Origin of the sequence: Bacillus paramobilis (genome assembly GCF_038096195.1) — a bacterium.
GTDB classification, from domain to species: domain Bacteria; phylum Bacillota; class Bacilli; order Bacillales; family Bacillaceae_G; genus Bacillus_A; species Bacillus_A mobilis.
Genome location: NZ_CP151108.1, coordinates 602,501 through 626,355, shown reverse-complemented (window position 1 = coordinate 626,355; position 23,855 = coordinate 602,501). Strand labels below are relative to the sequence as shown.

Annotated in this window: 16 protein-coding genes, 22 tRNA genes and 2 rRNA genes (1 of these 40 cut by a window edge); 7 read left to right on the top strand and 33 right to left on the bottom strand. The window is 38.5% G+C overall.

Annotation, left to right across the window (positions count from 1 at the left end; all coding sequences use genetic code 11):
- Nucleotides 1-94: 94 nt before the first annotated feature.
- Together AABL52_RS03185 and AABL52_RS03180 are read left to right on the top strand one after the other, a co-directional pair.
- Nucleotides 95-1,048 carry a 1,4-dihydroxy-2-naphthoate polyprenyltransferase gene (locus tag AABL52_RS03185; RefSeq protein WP_097845766.1) on the top strand — a complete coding sequence of 318 codons (954 nt, stop codon included), beginning with the start codon at nucleotides 95-97 and terminating at the stop codon, nucleotides 1,046-1,048.
- A gap of 109 nt (nucleotides 1,049-1,157) precedes the next feature.
- A complete protein-coding gene (locus tag AABL52_RS03180) occupies nucleotides 1,158-1,889 on the top strand; it encodes a yteA family sporulation protein (RefSeq protein WP_000957370.1) in 732 nt (243 codons plus the stop codon).
- 147 nt (nucleotides 1,890-2,036) lie between these two features.
- On the opposite strand, the gene cspD is transcribed toward AABL52_RS03180, so the two are convergent.
- Entirely contained in the window at nucleotides 2,037-2,237 is a 201-nt protein-coding gene (gene cspD, locus AABL52_RS03175) for a cold-shock protein CspD (protein ID WP_001193053.1), read from the bottom strand.
- Nucleotides 2,238-2,558: 321 nt separating this feature from the next.
- Between cspD and AABL52_RS03170 the strand changes: the two genes are divergently transcribed.
- From AABL52_RS03170 to AABL52_RS03160, 3 genes are all read left to right on the top strand, one after another.
- Complete coding sequence (locus tag AABL52_RS03170; RefSeq protein ID WP_341518890.1) at nucleotides 2,559-3,341, top strand: TIGR00266 family protein; 783 nt, start codon at nucleotides 2,559-2,561, stop codon at nucleotides 3,339-3,341.
- Nucleotides 3,342-3,667: 326 nt separating this feature from the next.
- On the top strand, nucleotides 3,668-4,390 hold the full coding sequence (locus AABL52_RS03165) for a lipase family protein (protein ID WP_001260118.1): 723 nt from the start codon (nucleotides 3,668-3,670) through the stop codon (nucleotides 4,388-4,390).
- Between the two features lie 76 nt (nucleotides 4,391-4,466).
- The gene (locus AABL52_RS03160; protein WP_097845763.1) at nucleotides 4,467-4,601 is read left to right on the top strand and encodes a hypothetical protein; all 135 of its coding nucleotides are present in this window, start codon (nucleotides 4,467-4,469) and stop codon (nucleotides 4,599-4,601) included.
- Between the two features lie 81 nt (nucleotides 4,602-4,682).
- Here AABL52_RS03160 and glgP read toward each other — a convergent pair whose 3' ends face one another.
- The 5 genes from glgP to glgB form a co-directional block, all read right to left on the bottom strand.
- A complete protein-coding gene (gene glgP, locus AABL52_RS03155) occupies nucleotides 4,683-7,091 on the bottom strand; it encodes a glycogen phosphorylase (protein ID WP_341518889.1) in 2,409 nt (802 codons plus the stop codon).
- Nucleotides 7,092-7,109: 18 nt separating this feature from the next.
- Nucleotides 7,110-8,540, bottom strand: a complete 1,431-nt coding sequence (gene glgA, locus AABL52_RS03150) for a glycogen synthase GlgA (protein WP_002203738.1) — start codon at nucleotides 8,538-8,540, stop codon at nucleotides 7,110-7,112.
- A 113-nt stretch (nucleotides 8,541-8,653) separates the two neighbouring features.
- A complete protein-coding gene (gene glgD / locus AABL52_RS03145; protein ID WP_000504141.1) occupies nucleotides 8,654-9,688 on the bottom strand; it encodes a glucose-1-phosphate adenylyltransferase subunit GlgD in 1,035 nt (344 codons plus the stop codon).
- 18 nt (nucleotides 9,689-9,706) lie between these two features.
- Nucleotides 9,707-10,837 (bottom strand): glucose-1-phosphate adenylyltransferase, encoded by a 1,131-nt coding sequence (glgC, locus tag AABL52_RS03140; RefSeq protein ID WP_000057613.1) that lies wholly within the window; start codon nucleotides 10,835-10,837, stop codon nucleotides 9,707-9,709.
- Nucleotides 10,785-12,722: a 1,4-alpha-glucan branching protein GlgB gene (gene glgB / locus AABL52_RS03135; RefSeq protein ID WP_341518888.1), complete on the bottom strand. Its 1,938-nt coding sequence runs from the start codon at nucleotides 12,720-12,722 to the stop codon at nucleotides 10,785-10,787. The genes glgC and glgB overlap by 53 nt, the downstream gene beginning before the upstream one ends.
- Before the next feature lie 470 nt (nucleotides 12,723-13,192).
- On the opposite strand from glgB, the gene AABL52_RS03130 reads away from it, so the two are divergent.
- Nucleotides 13,193-13,798, top strand: coding sequence for a CalY family protein (locus tag AABL52_RS03130; protein ID WP_341518887.1), 606 nt, complete (start codon nucleotides 13,193-13,195; stop codon nucleotides 13,796-13,798).
- Nucleotides 13,799-13,830: 32 nt separating this feature from the next.
- On the top strand, nucleotides 13,831-18,054 hold the full coding sequence (locus AABL52_RS03125; protein WP_341518886.1) for a S8 family serine peptidase: 4,224 nt from the start codon (nucleotides 13,831-13,833) through the stop codon (nucleotides 18,052-18,054).
- Nucleotides 18,055-18,306: 252 nt separating this feature from the next.
- Here the strand turns inward: AABL52_RS03125 and AABL52_RS03120 are convergent, their stop codons facing one another.
- The 27 genes from AABL52_RS03120 to AABL52_RS02990 all read right to left on the bottom strand — a co-directional run.
- Nucleotides 18,307-19,251 carry an L-lactate dehydrogenase gene (locus AABL52_RS03120; RefSeq protein WP_341518885.1) on the bottom strand — a complete coding sequence of 315 codons (945 nt, stop codon included), beginning with the start codon at nucleotides 19,249-19,251 and terminating at the stop codon, nucleotides 18,307-18,309.
- Between the two features lie 485 nt (nucleotides 19,252-19,736).
- A complete protein-coding gene (locus tag AABL52_RS03115; protein ID WP_341518884.1) occupies nucleotides 19,737-20,765 on the bottom strand; it encodes a DUF4179 domain-containing protein in 1,029 nt (342 codons plus the stop codon).
- Nucleotides 20,758-21,288: a sigma-70 family RNA polymerase sigma factor gene (locus AABL52_RS03110; RefSeq protein WP_073516892.1), complete on the bottom strand. Its 531-nt coding sequence runs from the start codon at nucleotides 21,286-21,288 to the stop codon at nucleotides 20,758-20,760. Before AABL52_RS03110 ends, AABL52_RS03115 begins: the two co-directional genes overlap by 8 nt.
- 211 nt (nucleotides 21,289-21,499) lie before the next feature.
- Nucleotides 21,500-21,571, bottom strand: a tRNA-Glu gene (locus tag AABL52_RS03105).
- A gap of 5 nt (nucleotides 21,572-21,576) precedes the next feature.
- A tRNA-Ser gene (locus AABL52_RS03100) sits at nucleotides 21,577-21,667 on the bottom strand.
- Between the two features lie 6 nt (nucleotides 21,668-21,673).
- Nucleotides 21,674-21,748, bottom strand: a tRNA-Asn gene (locus AABL52_RS03095).
- A 7-nt stretch (nucleotides 21,749-21,755) separates the two neighbouring features.
- Nucleotides 21,756-21,832: transfer RNA gene (locus AABL52_RS03090), tRNA-Ile, on the bottom strand.
- 10 nt (nucleotides 21,833-21,842) lie between these two features.
- Nucleotides 21,843-21,913: transfer RNA gene (locus tag AABL52_RS03085), tRNA-Gly, on the bottom strand.
- Nucleotides 21,914-21,926: 13 nt separating this feature from the next.
- Nucleotides 21,927-22,002 (bottom strand) — tRNA-Lys (locus AABL52_RS03080).
- A gap of 10 nt (nucleotides 22,003-22,012) precedes the next feature.
- Nucleotides 22,013-22,088: transfer RNA gene (locus tag AABL52_RS03075), tRNA-Thr, on the bottom strand.
- A gap of 14 nt (nucleotides 22,089-22,102) precedes the next feature.
- Nucleotides 22,103-22,178 (bottom strand) — tRNA-Phe (locus AABL52_RS03070).
- A gap of 13 nt (nucleotides 22,179-22,191) precedes the next feature.
- Nucleotides 22,192-22,267, bottom strand: a tRNA-Asp gene (locus tag AABL52_RS03065).
- Between the two features lie 3 nt (nucleotides 22,268-22,270).
- A tRNA-Met gene (locus tag AABL52_RS03060) sits at nucleotides 22,271-22,347 on the bottom strand.
- A 27-nt stretch (nucleotides 22,348-22,374) separates the two neighbouring features.
- Nucleotides 22,375-22,467 (bottom strand) — tRNA-Ser (locus tag AABL52_RS03055).
- A gap of 17 nt (nucleotides 22,468-22,484) precedes the next feature.
- Nucleotides 22,485-22,561, bottom strand: a tRNA-Ile gene (locus AABL52_RS03050).
- 4 nt (nucleotides 22,562-22,565) lie between these two features.
- Nucleotides 22,566-22,642, bottom strand: a tRNA-Met gene (locus AABL52_RS03045).
- Nucleotides 22,643-22,660: 18 nt separating this feature from the next.
- Nucleotides 22,661-22,733: transfer RNA gene (locus AABL52_RS03040), tRNA-Ala, on the bottom strand.
- A 14-nt stretch (nucleotides 22,734-22,747) separates the two neighbouring features.
- Nucleotides 22,748-22,821: transfer RNA gene (locus AABL52_RS03035), tRNA-Pro, on the bottom strand.
- A gap of 10 nt (nucleotides 22,822-22,831) precedes the next feature.
- Nucleotides 22,832-22,905, bottom strand: a tRNA-Arg gene (locus AABL52_RS03030).
- A 3-nt stretch (nucleotides 22,906-22,908) separates the two neighbouring features.
- Nucleotides 22,909-22,997 (bottom strand) — tRNA-Leu (locus AABL52_RS03025).
- Between the two features lie 16 nt (nucleotides 22,998-23,013).
- Nucleotides 23,014-23,088 (bottom strand) — tRNA-Gly (locus tag AABL52_RS03020).
- 29 nt (nucleotides 23,089-23,117) lie between these two features.
- Nucleotides 23,118-23,198, bottom strand: a tRNA-Leu gene (locus AABL52_RS03015).
- Nucleotides 23,199-23,220: 22 nt separating this feature from the next.
- Nucleotides 23,221-23,296: transfer RNA gene (locus AABL52_RS03010), tRNA-His, on the bottom strand.
- A gap of 10 nt (nucleotides 23,297-23,306) precedes the next feature.
- Nucleotides 23,307-23,382 (bottom strand) — tRNA-Thr (locus AABL52_RS03005).
- A gap of 4 nt (nucleotides 23,383-23,386) precedes the next feature.
- A tRNA-Val gene (locus tag AABL52_RS03000) sits at nucleotides 23,387-23,462 on the bottom strand.
- Nucleotides 23,463-23,466: 4 nt separating this feature from the next.
- A 5S ribosomal RNA gene (rrf, locus tag AABL52_RS02995) occupies nucleotides 23,467-23,582 on the bottom strand.
- A 102-nt stretch (nucleotides 23,583-23,684) separates the two neighbouring features.
- Nucleotides 23,685-23,855 (bottom strand): 23S ribosomal RNA (locus tag AABL52_RS02990); it runs 2,751 nt beyond the window's last position.

Sequence of the window (23,855 nt, the reverse complement as noted above, 5' to 3'; positions counted from 1 at the left end):
TTCACCTTCTCTTCCTAGAAAATAAACGTTGACACTAAATGATGCTTTTTCTACACTTAGTTGTGTACAATATGTGACCAAAGGAGGATTCAACATGGAAATGAACGTCGAAACGAATTCCTCTCCTACGGCGCCAAAGCCAAGTAAGCAAACAGGCTGGCGCATTTGGTGGAGTTTACTACGTCCCCATACATTAACAGCAGCTTTCGTTCCTGTTTTCATCGGAACAGCATATGCAATGCAGGTCGGAGGCATAAATCAAATACATCTCCCTCTTTTCCTTATGATGCTTCTTGCTTGTCTTCTCATTCAAGCAGCAACAAACATGTTTAATGAATACTTTGATTATAAAAGAGGACTTGATCACGAAGGGTCAGTTGGTATCGGCGGCGCTATCGTTCGCGATGGCATTCAGCCAAAAACGGTGCTTAACTTAGCATTTGGATTTTTCGGCATCGCAATACTATTAGGTGTTTATATTTGCATGAATTCTAGCTGGTGGCTTGCGGCAATCGGTCTTGTTTGTATGACCGTTGCTTACCTTTATACAGGTGGCCCACTTCCAATTGCATATACACCATTTGGAGAGTTAACAGCCGGATTATTTATGGGTGTTATCATTATTGGGATTTCATTCTTTATTCAAACTGGAACTGTAACATCAGAAGTCATTTTACTATCTATTCCAAGTTCGATTTTAATTGGTGCCATTCTACTAGCTAATAACATTCGTGACTTAGATGGCGATAAAGAAAATGGCCGTAAAACGTTAGCAATTCTCGTTGGACGTGAAAGAGCCGTTGGTGTACTTGCTTCTATGTTCATCGTTTCCTACATTTGGACAATTGCTTTAATTATCGTGGGCATCGTATCACCATGGATGCTCATCGTATTTTTAAGTGCACCGAAAGCATTTAAAGCGACGAAAGGCTTTATCGGCAAAAGCATTCCAATGGAAATGGTACCTGCAATGATTGCAACAGCAAAAACAAATACAATCTTCGGTCTCCTCATGGGAATCGGATTACTACTTGGATACTTCCTTTAAAAGGAGCTGCTAACGCGGCTCCTTTTTCATATACCAATTTCAGCTCATAATTCCTACTCGCAACGTTCATACTATGTAAAGAAACTGAATTGTAGGAAGGTGGACGACTATGTTAACTCCACAACAAATAAATCAATTTAAATCTGTTTTAGAAAAACAAAAACAAGAACTAGAGCAAACGATACAAACACATGAAAATGAAGATCGTGCATCTGAACGTGATTCTGTTGGAGAATTATCTAGCTACGATAACCATCCAGCTGATATGGCAACAGAGCTATATGAACGTGAAAAAGACTTCGGGCTGATTGAACTTTGGCATAAACAGCTAGAGGATACGAAACATGCCCTGCAAAAAATAGAAGCGGGTACGTACGGCATTTGCGAAGTGTCTGGCGAAGAAATACCATTTGAAAGATTAGAAGCAATGCCGACTGCTACAACATGCATACAGCACACGACAAGTAAGTTAAATATGAACACACGACCGGTCGAAGAAGAAGTGTTGTCTCCTTCTTTCCACAAACATGATGAAGATCATTCTGTTGAATACGATGCGGAAGATGCATGGCAAGATGTTGCCAATTACGGAACGTCTGAAACACCGTCTGATTTAGAAAGACAAGATTCAAAAAACTATAATGGCATGTACGTAAATAGCGAGGAAAATGTAGGCTACGTAGAGGATTTCGAAAACTTTATCGGTACAGATATGTATGGAAAAAACCCACAAGTTTTCGCTACGGAAGAGCATGAAGAATATGAACAAATGCTTGATGACTTTGAAGAGCGTACCTTTAAGGGTGAATTATCCTCAAATGAATCGAGTTCCAAAGAATAAAGTGAAACTTTAATCAGTGGGGGTTTTCTTCATCCCCCACCTAACTTCTTTGCTTTCGCTGAATTTTGAGTTGGGGGTCTTACTGCCCATTAAAGCGGGATAAAAAAAAGCATTCCGAACATCGGAATGCTTTTTATCGCTAGCTAATTAGTTTTTTGTAACGTTAGCTGCTTGTGGTCCGCGGTTTCCTTCAACGATTTCGAAAGAAACTTCTTGACCTTCTTCTAAAGTTTTGAAGCCTTCGCCTTGGATAGCTGAGAAATGTACGAATACGTCTTCTCCGCCTTCAACTTCGATGAAGCCAAAACCTTTTTCGCCGTTAAACCATTTAACTTTACCTGTTTGCATGTCATGTACCTCCTAAATAAAAATGAAACTATGAATCCACATGAAAAGGTGGATATAAAGGACATGAATGTATAACAAGCTTACAGCCTTTAATACAACGTGCTTTATTTCCGTACCACATTATGTAGCTCAATAGTGCTTTCACTATACCATGCTATATCAAAAACGTCAAATGAGAACACTTTCAACCCATCTTTTTTTATAATCCTAGTATAACCTTAAATTTTCATTCTAGTTTTATTTAAAAATTAACAAATCTACAGTATTCTAATTTCTTTGATTTCGGTACAATATAATTACTACATATGATGAGGTGAAAAAATGCAAGCACATGAAATCGAGTATAAATTATATGGCGATGATATGCAGTTTGTTGAAATTGAATTAGATCCAGAAGAAAGCGTTATCGCAGAGGCTGGCGCAATGATGATGATGGAAGATCATATCGAAATGGAAACCATTTTTGGTGATGGTTCTGGCCCATCTAGTGGTCTATTCGGTAAATTAATGGGCGCTGGTAAGCGTCTTGTTACAGGTGAAAGTATGTTTATGACTGTCTTTACAAATACAGGTCATGGCAAGCGCCACGTATCTTTTGCTGCTCCTTATCCTGGTAAGATTGTTCCTGTAGATTTAACAGAATATCAAGGAAAAGTAGTTTGCCAAAAAGATGCGTTTCTTTGTGCAGCAAAAGGCGTTTCTATCGGAATTGAGTTTACGAAAAAAATTGGAACTGGTTTCTTCGGTGGTGAAGGTTTCATCATGCAGAAACTTGAAGGTGACGGACTCGCTTTCATGCATGCAGGCGGAACTGTATATAAGCGTGAATTAAAACCTGGCGAAAAACTTCGCATCGATACAGGTTGTCTCGTTGCCATGACAAAAGATGTTAACTACGATGTTCAATTCGTTGGAAAAGTAAAAACAGCTCTATTTGGAGGCGAAGGTTTATTCTTCGCAACGTTAGAAGGTCCTGGAACGGTTTGGATTCAGTCCTTAACACTTAGCCGTTTAGCAGCACGCCTTACAAGCCCAGCAGCTCAAAACAGCGGTGAAGGCAGCGTTTTAGGCGGACTTGGACGTCTTTTAGATGGGAAAGAATAAAGTGAAACTTTAATCAGCTCTCACCAATCGGACTTTAATGGGCAGCCCGACCCCCACCTAACTTCTTTGTTTTCGCTGAATTTTGAGGTGGGGGTCTTACTGCCCATTAAAGCGGGATAAAACAAAAAAGAGATAGTCTCCTTCATAGGGAACTATCTTTTTTTTTGACTGTATAAACCACTTTGGATTCCATAGCCTCATTTGGCCGCGCTTCTTCTTCATATTTATAAAGGTTCAAACCTAATTTTCAAACTTCCTCCAAAGAATGAATCAAGTCCCTCACTGCATATATTGAACTATACCTTTTCTTAAGGAGGGCTTCCTTAATGCGTACTCCTTTATCCTTTGATAAAGATACTGCCATATTGTTAGCTTCTTGTTGTGAGTTAACGTATGAACAATATAAACAAAATGGGATTTTCGAAATACCAGATGGTTTTCAATATGTACAAGGCTTTCAAGGAAAAACCATTCAAACGACAGAATGGTTCGGATTCATACTAGAATCTGAGGATACGATTATTGTAGCTTTTCGCGGGACACAAACAGATACAGACTGGATTATCGATTCACTCGTTAACCAAAAACCATACCCATATGCTTTAAACAGCGGAAATGTCCATAACGGCTTTCTTTCCATTTATGAATCTTGCCGAGATTCTATTATGGATATGCTCGTATCACTACCAGCCCATAAAAAACTTCTTGCAACAGGTCATAGCTTAGGCGGCGCGCTCGCCACACTACATATACTCGATGCGCGTATCAACACCGCCTTCGCACAGTACGGTCTTTATACATTTGCCTCTCCAAAAGTTGGGGATATCGCCTTTCGAAATTATTATAAACTGCAAGTAGCTAGTAGCTTTCGTTTCGTCAACTTATTTGATGTCGTTCCACTTCTCCCTCCTCGAAACATAAATTTTAATGATCGTGATTGGGAATATGCACACGTTCATCACAACATGACTTTTACAAAAAACACAAAATCTATTACAAATAATCATGCCATTACAACATACAAAACATGTCTGACTTCTCATTTTTAACCAGTAAACAATTGGAAATTAAATATCCTTATACTATAATAATATATGAAGTTATTTTTGGATGAGGGGACCTTACATGCTAAAATTTATCTTTGCACTTTTTCTCATTGTAATTTTTACGTTTACAGGTTTCTTTACATTTTCATACTTTGCGACAGGAGAATACGGCGGAAAGGGTATAATCTATACCGCTATCCCATTTCTTTCTTAAGCAAAAAAAGAAAACCGAGCTTAATGAGATTAAGCTCGGTTTTTTAAGCGATTATATTCCTCTTTTAAAAGGGACCTTCACTTAATACTGTGTAACCGCATTACCAATACCCCAAATCTCATTACTATACTGCAAAATCGTTCGATCGCTCGCAAAATGACCAGATTGTGCAATATTTAAAATCGACATTTCTAGCCACTTCGTTCGGTTCTCATAAGCTCTACCAACAGCTTCTTGCCTTTCCGCATATGGACCAAAATCTCGCAGAACGAAGTATTCATCATTTTGAATAACGAGAGAATCATAAATTGCTTCAAATTCAGCTCCCGAATGTGCAAAGAAACCATTCGTTAACTGATCTACTACTTTTTTAATATGCATATTGTGGTGATAATAATCACTTGCACGATATCCACCATTTTGATAGTAATGAAGAACCTCCTCCGCCGTTAAACCGAAAATGAAACAGTTATCATCACCGACTCTGTCTTTTATTTCAACATTAGCACCGTCTAACGTTCCGAGTGTGATCGCACCATTCATCATAAATTTCATATTACCTGTTCCTGATGCTTCTTTACTCGCAGTTGAAATTTGCTCACTAACATCCGCAGCTGGGAATATATCTTCTGCTAAAGACACTCGATAGTTTTCTAGAAAGATAACTTTCATATATTGGCTTACGTACGGATCATTATTCACTTTCCTTGCGAGTTCATTAATTAGTTTAATAATTTTTTTTGCATAGTAATAGCCAGGTGATGCTTTCGCTCCAAAAATAAAAGTGCGCGGATAAAATGTAAAACTAGCATCCTCTTTCAAACGGTTATACAAATATAAAATATGAAGAACGTTTAATAATTGTCGTTTGTAAGCATGCAGTCTTTTTACTTGCACATCAAAAATAGAATTAGGGTCAATTGTAATCCCCATTTTATTATAAATACGCTCCGCTAAAATCTCTTTACGCTCTTGTTTTACCTCTGCAAATTTCTCTTGGAAACTCGCATCGTGTTGAACTAATTGCAGCGCTTGAAGCTTAATCGGTTCTTTCTTCCACTCTGTTCCAATCGCCTCTGAAATAAGGTTCGTCAGCTGCGGATTCGCCTTCATTAACCAGCGTCTATGAGCGATTCCATTCGTTTTATTATTAAACTTATCTGGATAAAACTCATAAAACAATCGCATTTCACGTTGCTTTAAAATTTCCGTATGAATTTTCGCTACACCATTAACGCTATGGCTACCGACAATTGCTAAATGAGCCATTTTCACAAGATCATGCGCAATAATTGCCATCTCTTCAATACGATGCCATTCATATGGATAACGTTCCCAAAGCTCATGACAGAAACGTTCATTAATCTCTTCAATAATCATATAAATTCTCGGTAATAACGGTTTAAAAATGTGAATTGGCCACTTCTCAAGTGCTTCTGATAACGTCGTATGATTCGTATAAGAAATCGTTTGCGTCGTTATGTTCCAAGCTTCTTCCCATGCTAGTTTTTCTTCATCTAATAAAATACGCATCAGTTCTGGAATCGCCAAAACTGGATGTGTATCATTAATGTGAATCGCAATTTTTTCATGCAATTGACGAAGGTCACCATATCTTTCTCTATGCAGACGAACGATATTTTGCAGACTTGCTGATACGAGGAAATACTGTTGTTTCAAACGAAGTATTTTTCCCTCATCATGCGTATCATCTGGATATAAAAACTCCGATACCGCCTCTGTTTCACGCTTATATTTCAAAATATCTTTGCAATTTTGCGGGAAAGGAACTGGTTCGGCATTCCAAAGTCTGAGTGTGTTTACAGTACTCGTCTCATAACCTACTACTGGAACGTCATATGGTACTGCCATAATCACTTCTGCATTCGTATGCCTGAACTCTAAACGCCCATCAATGTATAGCGGTTCAACATTGCCGAAATAACTTACTTCTACAGCTTGATCATGCCTTCTTACTTCCCATACGTTTTCATGAAGAAGCCACTGTTCTGGAAATTCAACTTGATAACCATCAACAATTTTTTGATCAAATAAGCCGTGTTTGTAACGAATGCCACAGCCATGACCTGGTAAGTTTAACGATGCAAGTGAATCAAGAAAACAGGCTGCTAATCGGCCAAGTCCACCATTTCCAAGACCTGCATCTGCTTCCACCTCTTCTAATTCTTGCAACGAAATCCCTAGCTCAGAAAGTCCTTGCTCACATACATCCCTGATGCCTAAATTTAATATGTTACTTCCAAGCAAACGTCCAAGTAAAAACTCAATGGATAAGTAATACATTTGCTTTCGCTCTCCAGATCGATAGCTTTCGTTCGTTGCAATCCATTGACTATTCATATATTCACGTACCATGTATCCAAGCGTATTGTATTGATCACGAGTTGTAGAGTCTTTGAAACTTTTACCATACATCGTCTCTAACTTTTCTAGAAAAGCTGATTTGAAACTTTCAACATGAGTAAACATTTCTTCACCACCTACATGTTATTCCATGAGACTTTTATACAATTTCTTATAAGCAAGAGCTGATTTCTCCCAGCTATAATCTTCAGTCATCGCTTGTTTTACAAGTTGCTCCCATACCGGTTTATCATGATAAAATTCAATTGCACGAAGAACCGTGTGCAACATGTCATGTGCATTAAAGTTCGTGAAACTGAAACCATTTCCTTCTCCAGTTTCTTCGTCATAAGATTGTACCGTATCATTTAATCCGCCCGTTTCTCTTACAATCGGAATCGTACCGTACGCTAATGCTATAAGTTGTCCAAGTCCACACGGTTCAAATAATGAGGGCATTAAGAACAAATCACTTCCCGCGTATACTTGGTGAGCCAATTCTTCATTAAATCCGATATACACTTTTACCTTTTCAGGATACTCGTATGCCATCCACTCAAAGAATTGCTCATATTCCGAATCACCTGATCCTAAAATAATACATTGTACATCTTCCTCCATTATTTCGCGGAATACAGTACGTACTAGATCAAGACCTTTTTGCTTCGTTAATCTCGTTACCATTGAAATAATTGGTGTATCTTCTTTTTCTGGCAAACCAAAATAACGCTGCAAGGCGCGTTTATTTTCATTCTTTTCCTCTAATGACTCTGCATCATACTGAGCAGTAATATACGAATCCGTTTCTGGATTATATACGCTCGTATCAATTCCATTTACGATGCCGCTAAGCTTACCATTATTTTTTCGTAACAACCCATCTAACTTCTCACCGAAAAACTCATATTGAATTTCCTCTTTGTATGTCGGGCTAACCGCTGTAATTTGATCAGAAGCGATAATTCCACCCTTCATAAAGTTCACATTTCCATAAAACTCTAGCTGCTCACTATGAAAATATTCGTCGCCAAGTTCTAACAAGTCGTACATCACTTCGGGAGGAAATACACCTTGGAACTGCAAGTTATGAATCGTATACACCGTTTTAATATGCTCATATAAAGGATTATCTTGATACTTTTCACGCAGTAAGAAATTCACCATAGCTGTATGCCAATCGTGGCTATGGAGAACATCCACTTCGAAATCAAGATGCGGAATACACTCTAAAACTGCTTTCGAAAAATAAGAAAAACGCTCTCCGTCATCATAATGACCATATAGAGAATCCCTCTTAAAATAATATTCATTATCTATTAAGTAATACGTAATCCCGTCTTGCTCACCTTTTAAAATTCCACAATATTGATTTCTCCACCCAAGCGGGACGTTAATTACTTTATGTAACGTACATCCATCCCTTAATTTTTGCGGAATAAGACTATAATTTGGGAGTATAATGCGAACGTCCACACCTAATTTTTTCAGCTCTTTTGGGAGCGCACCTGCTACATCAGCTAATCCTCCCGATTTAACAAATGGTACACATTCTGATACTGCAAATAAAATATTCACTTGTTGTCCCACTGCACGAAAAGCTTATACGACTTCCCTTGCAGCTTCCTCCCTTCGAGTTTTCATTTGAATGAATGCTTTAATCAGTGGAGGAAAAACCCCCACTGATTTTTTTAAGAATAACTATTAATCGTACTATTTTGAATGCTTCCTTTTTCTATAACATATGGCTCATCGGCGTTTCCTTTTAGTACAACACCGTCACCAATTTTCACGTCTTTATCAATAATAACACCGTCTATTATACAGTTATCTCCAATTTTACTCTTTTGCATAATAATGCTATTACGAACAATTGAACCTTTGCCTATTTTAACAGAACGGGAGATAACACTATTTTCTACTTCACCTTCGATAATACTGCCGTTTGCAATCATTGTATTCTTCACGGCTGCACCCTTCAGGTAACGAGTTGGTGGTTCATCTTTTACTTTCGTAAAGATCGGTGCTTCTTTCTTAAATAATTGCTTCCAAATAGCAGGCTGCAAAATTTCTAAGCTATGTTTATAGTAACTTTCAATCGAATCAATAATAGCTACATATCCTGTATGCTCATACGTAGCAATATGCAGTGATTTTCCGCGCTTTTCTCTCACTACATCAAATAAACTATATTGCTCCACATCTTTATATGTCTCAAATAAATCTAACAATAATTGTTTCTTTAACACGTATGTTTGAAGCGAAACCCCTTCATGGCAAACTTCAGTAATATCAGCTGCCGTATGTATATGTCGCTCTAACACCGCTTGAAAATTTAACGCCGTTACGAGATGGCTATTCGTAATAACAACGTATTCTTCTCTAGCTCTTAAAAAATAATCAATATGTCTTCTAAAATGTGCAAAAGAACCAAATTCATCTTGATCACATTGGCAATTTGGCGGGAATAAAAACAGTCCGTCTCTTTTTCTATCTAAATCCCACTGTTTTCCTGAACCAACATGGTCCATTAGTGAACGGTTTTTATGACTTGTAAAAACCGCTACACTATGAATATTAGAATTCACCATATTTGAAAGCATGAAATCAATGAGTCGGTAACGGCCCCCAAACGGTAACGCCGCTAATGAACGATGCCCTGTTACTTTCTTTAAGGAAGGAAAACTTCCCGTTGCATTAATAATTCCTAACATTTTTTCTCCCATTCATTTCATCCCCCTTTTCTATTTCCCTTCAGCAATGAGTACTACATCGTCAACATTTTTTTCTGGACGAATAATGGTTCCATCTTCAATAACCATTTCTGATCCAACGATCGCTCTTTCAATTACAACATTTTTACCAATCTTCGCTCCTGGCATAACGACAGAATCAATAACCATACTACCTTCTTCCACCGTCACCCCTTGGAATAACACAGAATGCTTCACGTCCCCTTCAATGACGCATCCTTCGTTAATAAGTGATTCTTCTACTTTTGCCTTTTCTGCAATATATTGAGGTGGCTCATTTGGATTCACAGAATAAATACGCCAATTACGATCGTTTAAATTCAGTGATGTTTCATCGCGAAGTAAATCCATATTCGCTTCCCATAAGCTCTTCACCGTTCCAACATCTTTCCAATATCCTTCAAACGGATACGCCATCAGCTTTTTCCCTTCATCTAATAAAAGCGGAAGTACATCTTTTCCGAAATCATTACTAGATTCAGGATTTCTTGCATCCATCTCTAAATACTCTTTCAAAATTGCCCAGTTAAAAATGTAAATTCCCATTGATGCAAGATTACTTCTTGGAAATTGCGGTTTCTCTTCAAATTCAACAATCTCCATCTCTTCGTTCGTATTCATAATACCGAAACGACTCGCTTCATCCCAAGGCACTTCAATAACAGAAATCGAAACGTCCGCTTCTTTCTCAATATGGTAATCTAGCATTTTACTGTAATCCATTTTATAAATATGGTCGCCTGATAAAATCAGAACATATTCTGGTTCGTACTGACTTAAATAGTTTAAGTTTTGATAAATGGCACTTGCCGTACCTGTGTACCACTTCACCCCTGAAGATTCTGCATAAGGAGGTAACACTGTGACTCCACCGCTTACTCGGTCTAAATCCCAAGCATTGCCGATTCCGATATAATTATGAAGTTCAAGTGGTTGATATTGCGTCAAAATCCCCACTGTTTCAATACCAGAATTCGCACAGTTGCTTAGCGTAAAATCAATAATGCGATATTTACCACCAAATGGAACAGCTGGCTTGGCTAAATTTTTTGTTAATGCACTTAATCGACTACCTTTTCCCCCTGCTAGTAACATTGCTACGCATTTTTGTTTTTGAGCCATCTTGTTTTTTGCTCCCCTTTCTCGTCTTCACTGGTCGTAATATGGATACGCCAAATGGTGGAATTGTAATTTCTACATGTGCCGCTTGATTATGATACGGTTCTTGAATCGTCTTGAGACGTTTCTTATTCACTTGCCCCGATCCGCCATATTGCTCAGCGTCACTGTTTAAAATCTCGTTATAATACTCGAAATCTGGCAAACCTACTTTGTAGTTTTCATATGTAGCTTTCGTAAAATTACATACGACAACTAACGCATCTTCTTGTTTATCCCCTTGGCGGATAAACGAGAAAATACTTTGCTCATGATTATTAGCATCTATCCACTGAAATCCTTCAGGCGAATGATCAAGCTGCCAAAGTGGTTTGGAGCGCTTATACAATGCTATGAGCTCTTTAAAGTAATCATGCATATAACGATGCATTTCAAAGTCATGTAAATTCCAATCTAAATCTTCAAGATCTTTCCACTCATCAAACTGCCCGAATTCTCCACCCATAAAGAGTAATTTCTTACCTGGGTGAGTAAAGAAATATCCATATAATAAACGAAGTTGAGCAAACTTATCCCAGTAATCCCCTGGCATTTTATTTAATAACGACTTTTTCCCATGAACGACTTCATCATGAGAAAGCGGTAATATGAAATTTTCAGAGTAAGCATATAGTAATGAGAACGTTATTTTCTCATGAATATGCTTCCTGTACTCAGGCGCGCACTCCATATATTTCAGCACATCATTCATCCAGCCCATATTCCATTTGTAATTGAATCCAAGCCCACCTTCATACGTTGGAGCTGTTACAAGTGGCCAAGCCGTTGAATCTTCTGCTGTCATAAGAAAATCTTCATCTTCTGCAAATACCGCTTCATTTAACTCTCGTAAAAATGAAACAGCGTGCTCATTACTTTGTTCCTGTCCTTCTTTATTCCAGTACAGCATATTCGCAACTGCATCCACCCTGAAACCATCAATGTGGAAATACTTCATCCAAAATAACGCATTTGAAATTAAGAAATTACGTACTTCCCTCTTCCCTAAATCAAAATTAACAGTTCCCCATACCAGGTTTTCTTGTACATCCATATCTTTATATTCATAAGTCGGTGTCCCATCAAACAAATATAAACCGTGAGCATCTTTACAAAAATGCCCCGGCACCCAATCCAAAATGACACCGATTCCATATTTATGACATTCATCGACAAAATACATCAAATCATGTGGCGTGCCGAATCTACTTGTCGCTGCATAATATCCCGTTCCTTGATATCCCCAAGAACGATCATATGGATGCTCAACAAGCGGCATAATTTCAATATGTGTAAATTGATGTTCCACCACATACGGAATGAGCTCCTCGGCCATTTCTCTGTAAGAATACAGAGCGCCATCTTCTTTCTTTTTCCAAGAACCGAAATGTAATTCATAAACTGTCATCGCTTCTTTATAAATCGATTTTTTCTTTCTCTTACGAATCCAGTTTTTATCATTCCATTCATATCCCTCTATATCAAAAACTACAGATGCCGTATTTGGTCTTACTTCTGCATATACTGCGTAAGGATCTGCTTTTAAAATCACGTTACCGTCCATCGTTTCAATCGCATACTTATATATCTCATCCTCTTCAATATGCGGTACAAACAAAGACCAAATCCCCTCTTCTGTCACTTGTAGCATCTTATGTTGCTCATAATCCCATTCATTAAAATCTCCAACAACACTCATTGCTTTCGCATGAGGAGCCCATACTGTGAATCGTACACCTCGCATCCCATCTTCCGTCACAATATGTGCCCCAAAGATGTTATAACTGTCATAGTACTTTTCTGTATGAAACTCATCTCGTTTCACTTCTTCACAATTTATTACATCCAATATGTTCACCTCACTAAGATGACAGAAATTTTTTACTCTTTATCATTTCTGCGAAAAACTGAAATTTCCTTGTTATTTTTTAAAAAATATTCGTTTTTTTCTTTATTTTCACTCAAAATATTCAAATTTGCTGTGTAAAATATCGAATTTTGACGAATATTCATTGCAAACGCTTCATTTCCTACTAGTCTTTCATCCTATTATTTATTTCTCAACCTTTATTTTATTAGATTGACCCTATTTTTCCCGCTATTTATCACTTAAAATCGCAACAAAATAATCTGTCATAAAAAAATGTTTCTCAACATTTTTTGTCACAATTTTATTGAAATGAAAAATTCACAAGCATATACTTGTTCTCAATAAAGAACATTGAACCTTCGCAAATATAATTCATACTGAAACACTATGTTTACTCTAGCCATGCTCCAGGCGAAGGTTTGATAAAAATTAAATTAGGGGGCTTTCTTATGTCATTAAAACAAAAGGTTGGGATGGGAGTTGTCACAGCTTCACTTGGCTTATCCCTTACATTCGGCGGTGTATTCGCCTATTTCAGTGATTCTGAAACATCTAGTAACTCATTTCAAGCTGGTACACTAGATCTTTCTATTAACCCAAGTGTAATTGTTAATGTGAAAGATTTAAAACCAGGTGATTTGATCGAAAGAAACTTCAAGCTTGAAAATAAAGGGACATTGGATATTGCAAAAGTAGCACTTGAAACATCCTATGAAGTTACAGATACAAAGCAAAATAATGATGGTGAAGATTTAGGCGATCACATCATCGTCAAATTTTTAGTGAATGATGGAAAGCCATCTAATCCAAACGATGATCATGAAATTTTGTGGGAAACAAAACTATCAGAATTAAAAACTATGAAACCTGAAGATGTATCTACATCTATAGAACGTCATAACTTAATAGACGGTATTAAATCTGGTGAAACAGATTATTTACACGTGCTCTTCTCCTTTGAAGACAACGACCAAGATCAAAATAAATTCCAGGGTGATTCCTTACAGCTAAACTGGACATTCCATGCAGAGCAAACACCAGGCGTGGAGAAATAAATTTTAAAATATAAATTATCGGAGGCCTATATATGAAAAAGAAAAATCGTTTTGTTACCGGAATTGTAACGGCTGGCGTTCTGTTTTCAACTGCCCTTCCGTTCAATGTACTTGCTGAAAATTCTATTAACCAAATTGACTCTTCAAGCACCCAGTCTTTACTATCAAAACTTTCTAAAGAACAACGTCAGGCATTACAAACGTTAGATGCCAATCCTGGTTTTACTATTTCGCCAGATATTAATACGAGTAGTTCTGAACCAGTAAATATCATTGTAGAATTTCAAACGGCTCCAGTAAAGATTAATGAATTAAAACAAAAAGAAAAAGGATTACAAGCTGCTCCTGAAAATATAAAAGCACGTATTGATCAAGAACACGAGGAATTCCAAAAAGGACTCAAACGTCTTTATCAATTTAGCACATCAGTAAAATCAGGGAATTTCCAGTCTGTACAAATTAAACGTTCTTATAAACATGCGATAAATGGTGTTGCTCTGACATTACCTGCAAATACAGTGGAAGAATTGTTACGAATTGGCGTTGTAAAACGTATTTGGAAAGATTACGAAGTGAAATTAAATTTACCAAAACAAGCAGAGCAGAAAGCACCTCAAAAACTAACAGATAGCATTCCGCAAATTGGAGTAGATAAGTTACATAGCGAGGGCATTACTGGAAAAGGAATTAAAGTTGGTGTATTAGATACAGGTATTGATTACAATCATCCTGACTTAAAAGACGTGTATAAAGGCTATCGCGCAAAAGCGGGTGAAGATTCTAGTAAGGTAGACCCAAACTCCGTAAAAGGTTGGGACTTTATTAATAACGATGCAGATCCGATGGAAACAACTTATACAGAGTGGCAACAATCTGGTGCTCCTGAATTTGATGATCGTGGTTCTTCCTTCTACACTGCGCATGGTACTCACGTAGCAGGTATCGTTTCTGCTCAAAAGAAAAACAAATCAGATTCCGCAGTAAAAGGTGTTGCACCTGACATTGAACTGTATAATTATCGTGTACTCGGTCCTTATGGAAGCGGAGATAGTTCTGGTATTATCGCTGCAATCGATAAATCTATTTCTGACGGTATGAACGTCATTAACTTATCGTTAGGTGACGATAGCAACAATCCGCTTGATCCAACGTCTATCGCTGTCAATAACGCGATGCTTTCGGGCGTTGTTACAGTCGTTGCTGCTGGGAACTCTGGTCCAAATCCAGCGACACTCGGATCACCAGGTGCTTCTCCATTTGCTATTACAGTTGGAGCAAGTGATAGCTCTATTTCCTTACCAAAACTATCAGGTCATGCTGGACAATTACAATTCCCTAACCTAATTTTATTCGGCAAAAACTTCACTGATAAAATAGAAGATTTCAAAGGACAATCTCTACCTATTGAATCTGTCGGAATCGGTACTCCTGATGAGTTTAGTAAAAAGGATGTAAAAGGAAAAATCGCTCTCGTTGTACGCGGTACAATCTCATTTGATGAAAAGATCGCAAATGCGAAACAAGCTGGTGCAAAGGCAGTTATTATTTATAACAATGTGGATGGAGAAATTTCTTACTACATTGGCGAAAGCACAAAATACATTCCTGCATTCCGCCTAACGAAAGAAGATGGCGAAAAACTAAAAGCTCAAATTGAACAAGGCAAAACATCCTTAACTTTCGATGAAATCAATTACATTCAAACAGAAGGCGATCATCTTGCAGGCTTTAGCTCACGCGGCCCGGTTACATCAAATGATGATATTAAACCTGATATTACAGCGCCTGGTGTTGCTGTACTTTCAACAGTACCTGAGTATATTAACGACCCGCAAGAGGGCGAAAACTACGATGTTTCCTATGAACGTATGCAAGGAACATCCATGGCATCTCCTCATATCGCTGGCGTTGCTGCTCTTATTTTGCAAGAGCATCCAGAATACTCTCCATTTGATGTAAAAACATCTCTTATGAACACGGCTGACGATTTAAAAGAAAAGTATTCCGTATATGAAGTGGGAGCTGGACGAGTAGATGCTTATAACTCTGTTCACACGGAAACAAGTTTTAAAGTGTTAGATACGACAAAAACTGTTGTCAATGATGAAGTGATTGAAGTACCCGAAGAAACTGGATCCATTGCATTCGGTAAGTACTATCAAAAAGACGGGGAATCTCTTGAACAAAAACGAAAAATTAAAGTTGAAAACCGCAATAAACAAGAGAAGAAAGAATTTAAAACAGAAATTTCTTATACACCAGCATCTTCTGCTATTAACGATGCTACCGCAAACGGTGTAAAAGTTTCTACTGCTGAAACAATTACAATTGATGCTGGCAAATCAGATGAAATTGAAGCAAAAATTAATATTCCAGCTGGTGCAAAGCAAGGCCGATATGAAGGATACATCCATATTACAAACACGAAAAATAAAGAAGAAACGTATCAAATTCCGTTCTCTATTCGCGTATCAGAACCTGGTATTGAAAATGCACTATTATCAAGAAAAACAATCTCAACTGATACATCTAAATTCAATCCATACCGTGAATCGTATTTGCACGGGGCATTCCAATTAAACAGCGAACTGGAGACGTTAGATCTTATCGTGAAAGATTCGAAAACAAATAAGGCTCTCGGCTTCATCGGAACGTTAAACACGAGTGGACTAAAAACGGATGTATATTACTACTTAGATTCATTCTTTAACGGCAGAGTATATCCTTTTACAAATGATCCTGCAAAACCAATTGGTGATGAGAAAATCGACTTACCAGAAGGAGATTACACAATTGAATTTGTTGGCTATGATAAAGCCGGGAAAGCACGTGTGAAAGGTGATTATGTCGTAATTGATAATACACCGCCAGAAGTGAAATTAACTGGCTTACAGCCTGGTATTTATGAATTAAATGAAGAAAACTATACAGTAGAAGACGGTAAAAAAGCACTATGGATTAAAGGAAATGTATATGATTCTAACGTTGACTACTTAAAAGGAAAAGGATTTAACATTACGCAAGAAGCGAACGGTGTTATGTACTATGATTATTCTCCATACTTGCATAAGTTTTTGCCTATTAATGCAAATGGTGACTTTAAAGTTGGCATTACTCCTGAATCCTTTAAGGTGGAAGGCCCAATGAATACAGGCGTATATATTTTCGATTATGCAACTGCAGGTCCTGACTACCCAAGCGGTGTAAATAACTATTGGTTTATCCCGCAAGGCGCTCAATATGCAAAAGCTAGTTACGATAAAAAGGAATTATATAAAGATGATGAATTCACTGTGACGCTAAACGCGAAACATGTGAAACAATTTGTATCTGGAGAATTTAACGTAAAATTCCTAGAGAAAAACTTCAAATTTGCAAATGCGAAATTAAATCCAGCTTTTGAAAAGCTCCTTTCTGAAAAAGGTGTAACGGCAAAAGTGAATGAACCGAAATTAGAAGAAGGTTCTGTTACAGTAGGCGGAGCTATCGATGACAAAAACTTTGCTGGGTTAGATGGTGATTTCCCGTTCATTGATGTAACTTTCAAAGTAGAAAATGATGAATTTTATGAAGCAAATGCTCAATTAGATTTAGCAGTGTTTGCTTACTGGAAACAAGGTCAATCAGAGCCAAACAGAATGCGTGTCCTTCAAGATCAAATATTCTCAGTGATGTCTTTAAACTCACTAGTAGAAGGTAATATTAAACCTGGTGCATTCTTAAATGAACGTGGCTATTTAGATGAGAAATTCGATTATACAAAGCTTGGCGTAAAAGTATATGCAACAGATTCTTATCGTCATAAGTTTGAAGGCTCACTTGATAAATACGGTTACTTCAAACTGAATGGACTTCCTGTTAATAAACGCGACTACAACTTGTACGTAGAAGTTCCAGGACATTTAACAAGCCGACTAACAACGAAATTAGGTACTGAAAAAGACGGTAAGCTACTTGGCCAATATTATTATGCACGCTTTGATGAAAACCTTGCAGGTGATGTAAATGGAGATAAAGTAATCGATGTGAAAGATGCAGAAATTATCGCCAGCAACTTTGGTAAAAAAGGACTATCTGTGAAAGACGGCGACCTTAACAAAGATGGTATTATCGACGAAAAAGATATTCGTTTCGTTGAAAAGAACTTCTTGAAAAAAGGGCCAGATGCATCTAAATCACAAACGCCTGTTGAAAAATCAAAAAGCGGTACACTTGCAGATATTTTAAAGAAATTAGGATTAACTCCTAAAAAATAATAATAAAGAGCACTCTACGTAAAGTAGAGTGCTCTTTTCTATAAATGACCCTTATCCAGCAAAAGGGGTATATTGGGGATATACAAGGGAAACCGGAAAAGGAATTTATAGTGAACTACTCGCCACTTAGCAAAGCTTGAAGTGGTAGCTTCTCAGTTCCACGACGAAAGTAACCTTTCGGTAAATCCTTTAAATTATATAAAAATTAAGAGGTAGGAAGCAGTTTCCCGCCTCTTAATTATTTAGCAATTATTATAGTACTGGTGCCATTGTTTCTTTTAATACTTTTACAGAATGAGCGAATTTCGCTTTTTCATCTTCATTTAGCTCAAGTTCTACGATTTCACGTACACCTTCGCGGTTAATAACAGCTGGAACACCTACGAAAGCATCTTGCTCACCATATTGTCCTTCAAGGTATGCAGATACAGTTAATACGCTGTTCTCGTTGCTTAAGATTGCTTTAGTTACACGAAGTAGTGACATACCGATTCCGTAGTAAGTTGCACCTTTACGCTCGATGATATGGTAAGCTGCATCACGTACGTTTTCGAAGATTTTATCTAAGTCTTCTTGTTTGTACTGTTCGTTGTTAGCTAAGATTGTTTCTAGTTTTTGTACACCGATAGTAGCGTGGCTCCATACTGGAAGTTCAGTGTCACCGTGTTCACCAACGATGTAAGCATGAACGTTACGTGGATCTACATCTAAGTAGTCACCTAACATGTAACGGAAACGAGCAGAGTCTAAAGTAGTACCAGAACCGATTACGCGCTCTTTTGGTAGACCAGATTCTTTCCAAGTTACGTAAGTTAAAATATCAACTGGGTTAGTTGCGATTAAGAAGATTCCATCGAATCCGCTATCCATAATACCGCGAACGATTTGTTTAAAGATTTTTGTGTTTTTCTCAACTAAATCTAAACGAGTTTCACCTGGCTTTTGTGGTAATCCAGCAGTGATAACTACTAAATCTGCATCTTTACAATCTGCATAGCTACCGCTCCAAACTTTTGTTGGTGATGGAGAGAATGGTACCGCATGGCTTAAGTCCATTGCTTCTCCTTCTGCTTTTGCTTCATTAACATCTACAAGTACGAATTCTTCAGCTACACCTTGGTTGATCATTGAGTAAGCGTAACTACAACCTACAGCTCCTGTTCCTACTAATACTACACGATTGATACCTTTTTTCATGTTAATTTCCCCTCTCTATTGTTCACATCTATTTTTTTATGATTGTTTAAGTAATTAATTAAAATACTAATTTAATGTTGTTTAACTTCTTTACATTCATATTGTAGCACGTATTATTGTGAATTACTTCACAAATTATGACCTATTTGTGAACTTTTTCACATAGAGTGTAAAGTTATTAAATCAAGTATGAAATCAATCTCAATGGAGGCGTTTTCTTTAGATTGTGAAAGGTATTTTGTCGGTAAAGGAAATTATTCCAGCGATTTTTGCACTATATAGACTTACCAACAAAACTCGACAATGATAATAGCATAAAAAACGCCATCCTTTCTGCATATTTCTACAAAAAGAATAGCGTCTTTTGATTATATGGATACAAATTTATCTTAACTGGATATCGATGTTTTTTCCATACACGTCAAATTAACATACCATCACTTATTAACATTCAATAGACATGGAAACCTAGCCAAGCTCTTCAATTATTGTAGCAACACAGTCGTTTTCAAATCTTCAGCACCTCCATTTTTTAATGTATCATTTAGACCACTAAGATACGCGGGCTCAATTGTTAACGATTTTGGAGGATTATCCATCGGTGGAAGAGCTAAAACAACATGGTGTCCGTATAATCCCGTGCTACCAACTTGCAAGCTGACTCCTTCGTAGATTTTTCCTTTATCATCAGTGACAGTATAATCAAGTGCTGGCCAGCTATCATTAGCTTCCATTTCTTTTGGATAATCAAAGGTCAAATCAATCCTCGTTGAAAGTGAAGAAAAGATTACTTGATCTACTGTTAATGCATACAGATTATCTTTCGTTAATGTTTTTATATTAGGAGTAAATTTACGAATCTCACCTTTAACTTTTGTAAGAGGAAATGCTACGTTCCATGTTCCTGTTTGTCCAAATAAATCTTTCCCATGGACGGAAACATCAATTTTATCACCAAATTCACCGTAATTAGCCAGAGTAAATTCATGCTGCTCAATAATAGTGTTTTGTCCTTTTGACTTCTGTGCAGTAGAACCTATTGCAGCTCTAACTTCTTTCCCATTAATGGTTACATAACTAAATCCAGCTTTCTCTTCATTACTTTTGGAAATAGGGTTTTCTCCTTTGTATTCCACCGTGACCACTAAACGTCCACCATCATAAACAGCTTCTTTCACATTCATCGTTAAGCCACTATGGTTATCTTGTCTCTCAATTGATGTAGCAAGCTCATCCTTTTCAATTTTATCAGAAGCAATATCATTAAATTGTGCATAAATGGAGCCTATAACTGGAACACTCGATAATGTCTTTGCCATAGTAGGAGAAATGAATCCAGAACCTAAGAGAGAAACACATATTCCACAAGCAACAAGACTAGAATACTTGATTGTTTTTTTTCTACGGTATTGATTTTGCTTAGCTTGAAGCATGGCTGTTTTTTCTCTTTGAATTAACCGGTCTTCTGGTATAGGAATATCATTGATATGGTGATTAAATTCTTCTTTATTCATAACTATATCCCTCCTTTAAAATGGGGCGTAAGGCTTGCTTTGCTCGATGTAATTGAGATTTTACGGTTCCTTCTGGAGAATTAAGAATCTCAGCAATTTCCTTAATAGATAAATCGTGATAATACCTTAATACAATAATAGTTTTGTAAGTAGGATCTAAGAAATTAAATGCCTCGATTAAATCCAACGATTGCTCTAATTTATTCATGCTCTCTTCTGTACATAAATTAGAAAACATTTCATCATTCGCAACAAATTGTCTAGAGGATTTTCTTACAAAATCAATGGATTTAAAAACAAGAATTTTAGTAATCCAACTTTGAAATTTCTCCGGCTTTTTTAACTTTCTCAATGAAAGATATGCTTCATAAATTGTTTCTTGGTATATATCCAGTGCATCTTGTTCATTTCTTACATAAGAATAGGCTGTTCGATATAGTTTTGGGCGAACAAAAGTAATAAGTTGTTCAAATGCTTGATCATTTCCTCTTGTTGCTTGTTTTACTAGATACGCTATGTCCATTTTTATTTCTTCCTCCCTTTACTAATATAGTCGAATGAGAGAATAAAAAGGTTGCAAAAATAAGTGTATATATATAAATCTCCTACAACTTATTACAATGATTACTATCAAGCACTAAAGCCACAAGAAATCCATAAAAAAAAGCAGACTATCCAAAGTCTACTTTTACACAACAAAAAAGAGATAGCAGATTATGCTATCTCTTTTAGTATGACCCGTACGGGATTCGAACCCGTGTTACCGCCGTGAAAGGGCGGTGTCTTAACCACTTGACCAACGGGCCAGTTCTGGCAGAGAAGAAGGGATTCGAACCCTCGCACCGCGTTCGCGATCTACTCCCTTAGCAGGGGAGCCCCTTGAGCCACTTGGGTACTTCTCTGTAATATGGCTCCGCAGGTAGGACTCGAACCTACGACCGATCGGTTAACAGCCGATAGCTCTACCACTGAGCTACTGCGGAACAATTATGGTGGGCCTAAATGGACTCGAACCATCGACCTCACGCTTATCAGGCGTGCGCTCTAACCAGCTGAGCTATAGGCCCATAATTGAAAAGCGGGTGAAGAGAATCGAACTCTCGACCAGAGCTTGGAAGGCTCTTGTTTTACCACTAAACTACACCCGCATTAAATTATAAATGGTGAGCCATGAAGGATTCGAACCTTCGACCCTCTGATTAAAAGTCAGATGCTCTACCAACTGAGCTAATGGCTCATTTTGAAAGTGGTGCCGACTAGAGGACTTGAACCCCCAACCTACTGATTACAAGTCAGTTGCTCTACCAATTGAGCTAAGTCGGCTTGCGATTTCAAAATGGTGGCTCGGGACGGAATCGAACCGCCGACACGAGGATTTTCAGTCCTCTGCTCTACCGACTGAGCTACCGAGCCTTTATGTAAAAAATGGCGGTCCCGACCGGGGTCGAACCGGCGATCTCCTGCGTGACAGGCAGGCATGTTAACCACTACACCACGGGACCATTTGGTTGCGGGGACAGGATTTGAACCTGCGACCTTCGGGTTATGAGCCCGACGAGCTACCGTGCTGCTCCACCCCGCGATGATAAAATATTTACTTTAGAAAAAATGGAGGAGGTAGAGGGATTCGAACCCCCGCGCGACTCTCGCCGCCTGTCGGTTTTCAAGACCGATCCCTTCAGCCGAACTTGGGTATACCTCCGAGATAGAAACGTCTAATGGTGGACCTTGTAGGACTCGAACCTACGACCGGACGGTTATGAGCCGTCTGCTCTAACCAGCTGAGCTAAAGGTCCTTTATGGTAGCGGCGGAGGGGATCGAACCCCCGACCTCACGGGTATGAACCGTACGCTCTAGCCAGCTGAGCTACACCGCCATAAATGATATTAAAAAGTGGAGCCTAGCGGGATCGAACCGCTGACCTCCTGCGTGCAAGGCAGGCGCTCTCCCAGCTGAGCTAAGGCCCCATGTTTTTGGAAAATCGGGAAGACAGGATTTGAACCTGCGACCCCCTGGTCCCAAACCAGGTGCTCTACCAAGCTGAGCCACTTCCCGTTAATAAAAGCGCGCCCGAGAGGAGTCGAACCCCTAACCTCTTGATCCGTAGTCAAACGCTCTATCCAATTGAGCTACGGGCGCATATGGTGCCGAGGGCGGGGGTCGAACCCGCACGGTGGTCACCCACCGCAGGATTTTAAGTCCTGTGCGTCTGCCTGTTCCGCCACCCCGGCATGTCATATTGAAAATTGGAGCGGAAGACGGGATTCGAACCCGCGACCCCAACCTTGGCAAGGTTGTATTCTACCACTGAACTACTTCCGCAAGACATGTATGAGTTATTTTATTAAAAGTGCGGGTGAAGGGAGTCGAACCCCCACGCCAAAGGCGCTAGATCCTAAGTCTAGTGCGTCTGCCAATTCCGCCACACCCGCATATTAATGTTTTAAAGAAAAATGGGGCGACTGATGGGAATCGAACCCACGAATGCCGGAGCCACAATCCGGTGCGTTAACCACTTCGCCACAACCGCCATGATTTTCTGGTGCCGACTAGAGGACTTGAACCCCCAACCTACTGATTACAAGTCAGTTGCTCTACCAATTGAGCTAAGTCGGCTAAATGGTGGAGGATGACGGGATCGAACCGCCGACCCCCTGCTTGTAAGGCAGGTGCTCTCCCAGCTGAGCTAATCCTCCATTTGCCTGGCAACGTCCTACTCTCACAGGGACAAGGTCCCAACTACCATCGGCGCTAGAGAGCTTAACTTCCGTGTTCGGTATGGGAACGGGTGTGACCTCTCTGCCATCATTACCAGACTGTATTCATTTAAGACAAGAATTATTGTAACTTATTTAACTTTTAAAGTCAACAAGTTTTTTATATTCTTTCAAAACTAGATAACATTTGCTTCATATTATATGGTTAAGTCCTCGATCTATTAGTATTCGTCAGCTCCACATGTCACCACGCTTCCACCTCGAACCTATCAACCTGATCATCTTTCAGGGATCTTACTAGCTTACGCTATGGGAAATCTCATCTTGAGGGGGGCTTCATGCTTAGATGCTTTCAGCACTTATCCCTTCCGC

What these genes read in the sequence shown, in the direction of transcription:
- AABL52_RS03165 (WP_001260118.1), top strand. Translation starts at nt 3,668, where the DNA reads ATGCGTACTCCTTTATCCTTTGATAAAGATACTGCCATATTGTTAGCT.
- AABL52_RS03125 (WP_341518886.1), top strand. Translation starts at nt 13,831, where the DNA reads ATGAAAAAGAAAAATCGTTTTGTTACCGGAATTGTAACGGCTGGCGTT.
- AABL52_RS03185 (WP_097845766.1), top strand. Translation starts at nt 95, where the DNA reads ATGGAAATGAACGTCGAAACGAATTCCTCTCCTACGGCGCCAAAGCCA.
- glgD (WP_000504141.1), bottom strand. Translation starts at nt 9,688, where the DNA reads ATGGGAGAAAAAATGTTAGGAATTATTAATGCAACGGGAAGTTTTCCT.
- AABL52_RS03110 (WP_073516892.1), bottom strand. Translation starts at nt 21,288, where the DNA reads ATGGACATAGCGTATCTAGTAAAACAAGCAACAAGAGGAAATGATCAA.
- glgC (WP_000057613.1), bottom strand. Translation starts at nt 10,837, where the DNA reads ATGGCTCAAAAACAAAAATGCGTAGCAATGTTACTAGCAGGGGGAAAA.
- cspD (WP_001193053.1), bottom strand. Translation starts at nt 2,237, where the DNA reads ATGCAAACAGGTAAAGTTAAATGGTTTAACGGCGAAAAAGGTTTTGGC.
- AABL52_RS03180 (WP_000957370.1), top strand. Translation starts at nt 1,158, where the DNA reads ATGTTAACTCCACAACAAATAAATCAATTTAAATCTGTTTTAGAAAAA.
- AABL52_RS03120 (WP_341518885.1), bottom strand. Translation starts at nt 19,251, where the DNA reads ATGAAAAAAGGTATCAATCGTGTAGTATTAGTAGGAACAGGAGCTGTA.
- glgP (WP_341518889.1), bottom strand. Translation starts at nt 7,091, where the DNA reads ATGTTTACTCATGTTGAAAGTTTCAAATCAGCTTTTCTAGAAAAGTTA.
- AABL52_RS03130 (WP_341518887.1), top strand. Translation starts at nt 13,193, where the DNA reads ATGTCATTAAAACAAAAGGTTGGGATGGGAGTTGTCACAGCTTCACTT.
- AABL52_RS03160 (WP_097845763.1), top strand. Translation starts at nt 4,467, where the DNA reads ATGCTAAAATTTATCTTTGCACTTTTTCTCATTGTAATTTTTACGTTT.
- AABL52_RS03170 (WP_341518890.1), top strand. Translation starts at nt 2,559, where the DNA reads ATGCAAGCACATGAAATCGAGTATAAATTATATGGCGATGATATGCAG.
- AABL52_RS03115 (WP_341518884.1), bottom strand. Translation starts at nt 20,765, where the DNA reads ATGAATAAAGAAGAATTTAATCACCATATCAATGATATTCCTATACCA.